At 38.9% G+C, this 339-nt stretch carries 1 rRNA gene; it reads right to left on the reverse strand.

The features are described 5' to 3' along the window. Positions 1-283: 283 nt before the first annotated feature. Positions 284-339 (reverse strand): 16S ribosomal RNA (locus PV403_RS25090); the annotation flags it as partial.

Raw genomic sequence — 339 nt, forward strand, 5'->3', positions numbered from 1 at the left:
TCTATTAATCTTCACTTGTTTAACACAAGTTCAGCTTAAAGGATATTTCTAAAATCGCAAAATTGTTTCGTTATCTAGTTTTCAAAGAGCAACTTTGTTGCGACCATAAAATTCTCGGTCCATCACGTAAAGTGTGGATGAAATTTTATGACTTGATTTTGAGAGATTAAACTCTCAAAACTGAACAACGAGTGAGTGTGTACTTTGCTTTCGCAAAGTGATCCGCCGACTTTCGTCGTACGTATATTTGAATGTTTCCGTTTCAGGAAACGATTCTCCATAGAAAGGAGGTGATCCAGCCGCACCTTCCGATACGGCTACCTTGTTACGACTTCACCC

The organism is Paenibacillus sp. GYB006, assembly GCF_036577645.1.
Lineage (GTDB): Bacteria > Bacillota > Bacilli > Paenibacillales > Paenibacillaceae > Paenibacillus.